2 protein-coding genes are annotated in these 1,769 nt (G+C 32.6%); both read left to right on the top strand.

Translation table 11 applies throughout. From position 1 onward, the window contains the following. Nucleotides 1-36 precede the first annotated feature (36 nt). Nucleotides 37-1,401 carry an APC family permease gene (locus VLM92_RS16600; RefSeq protein WP_325277434.1) on the top strand — a complete coding sequence of 455 codons (1,365 nt, stop codon included), beginning with the start codon at nt 37-39 and terminating at the stop codon, nt 1,399-1,401. Between the two features lie 148 nt (nt 1,402-1,549). Then, nucleotides 1,550-1,769: aminotransferase class III-fold pyridoxal phosphate-dependent enzyme (locus tag VLM92_RS16595; protein ID WP_325277433.1), on the top strand; the 220-nt coding region annotated here is incomplete at its 3' end.

The raw sequence follows: 1,769 nt of genomic DNA, 5'->3' as shown, positions 1-1,769 counted from the left end.
AAAAGTTATTTTATTTATCAAAAGGGAGGTTATTTTATGGAAGAGAAGAATCTTGACAAAGTATTAGGTAAAAAAGACATCCTAGCCCTTGCATTTGGAGCAATGATAGGATGGGGTTGGGTAATTCTAGCAGGTACGTGGATTTTACAAGCAGGTTCTTTAGGAGCAATGGCTGCATTTGCCCTTGGTGGGATTATGATAGTCTTTGTAGGTTTGGTTTATGCAGAGCTTACATCTGCAATGCCAGAGTCTGGTGGAGCTTATGTATTTAGTCGTAGAGCACTTGGCAAAAATGCATCATTTATATGTACTTGGGCACTGATATTAGGATATGTAGGTGTTGTTTCTTTTGAAGCCTGTGCACTACCTAGTGTAGTAGAGTATTTATTCCCTAATTTTTTAAAAGGACATATGTACACAGTGGCAGGATTTGATGTATATGCTAGCTGGGTTGGAGTCGGTGTGATTGCTTCTATTATTATTACAATAATAAATTACCGTGGAACTAAAGATGCAGCTTTTTTACAAAAAATTCTAACAGTAATTATAGCTGTAGCTGGAATTGCATTAATGATTAGTGCTCCAATAAGTGGTAATGCATCTAACGCACAGCCTCTATTTAAAGATGGATTTAAAGGTATTTTAGCAGTTACCATTGTAACACCGTTTATGTATATAGGTTTTGATGTAATTCCACAAACAGCAGCAGAAATAAATATGCCATTTCAAAAGATTGGTAAAATACTCATATTATCTATAGTCATGGCAGTTACATTTTATGTATTAGTTATTTTTGCAGTATCTTTTTTAATGACTGAAGATCAAATGTCCTCATCTGTGCTTGCAACAGCAGATGCAATGAAGATAGGATTTGGTAATAGTGATCTAGCAGCTAAGATTTTAATTATTGCAGGTTTATCAGGTATTATTTCAAGTTGGAATGCATTCCTTATGGGAGGAAGCCGTGCAATGTATGCATTAGCTCAAGCTAAAATGCTTCCAGCGTTTCTTGGAAAAGTACATCCAAAATATAAGACTCCATCAAATGCAATTCTTTTAATTGGTATGTGTTCTGTTATAGCACCTTTATTTGGAAAGAGTATGATGGGTTGGCTAGTTAATGCAGGTAGTTTTGGAATTGTTACTGCCTATGCAATGGTATGTATATCATTTGTAGTTTTAAGAAAGAAAGAGCCTGAAATGGAAAGACCTTATAAGATAAAGAATCATAAGTTTGTAGGATATATGGCTGTAATTTTATCTATAGCTATGCTTTTATTATATATACCTGGTATGATTTATGCTGAATGGATAATTGTAGGGGCATGGGTAGTATTAGGAATGGTATTTTTCTTCTCAGCAAAGAAAAAGTATTCTAATTTAGAAACTAATGAAAAATAAGAAAATATGAAGATGTAAATACGACACAATAGTATTTAACATATTTCTGATTACAAATTACTCAAGTGATAGATGTCATTTAGTTTATAAAAACATCATATCACTTGAGATATAAATGAAGTAAATTTTTTATTAGGGGGAAATTAGAATGAAACTAAAACATTGTAATTTAAGTAAAGAAGAGCTTAAGGACTTAACTAAAAAATATATGATAGAAACTTATGAAAGATTTGATTTTATAGCACAAACTGCTAAAGACATGTATTTATATGATGAAGAAGGAAATGCATACTTAGACTTTTATGGTGGGGTAGCAGTAAATAGTGCTGGTAGTTGTAATAAAAAGGTAGTAAATGCCATTCGTGATC

Source organism: Romboutsia sp. (genome assembly GCF_035470145.1).
Taxonomy (GTDB): Bacteria; Bacillota; Clostridia; order Peptostreptococcales; family Peptostreptococcaceae; genus Romboutsia_D.
The sequence above is the reverse complement of the archived record's forward strand: the minus strand, read 5'-3'. Positions and strand labels throughout refer to the sequence as shown.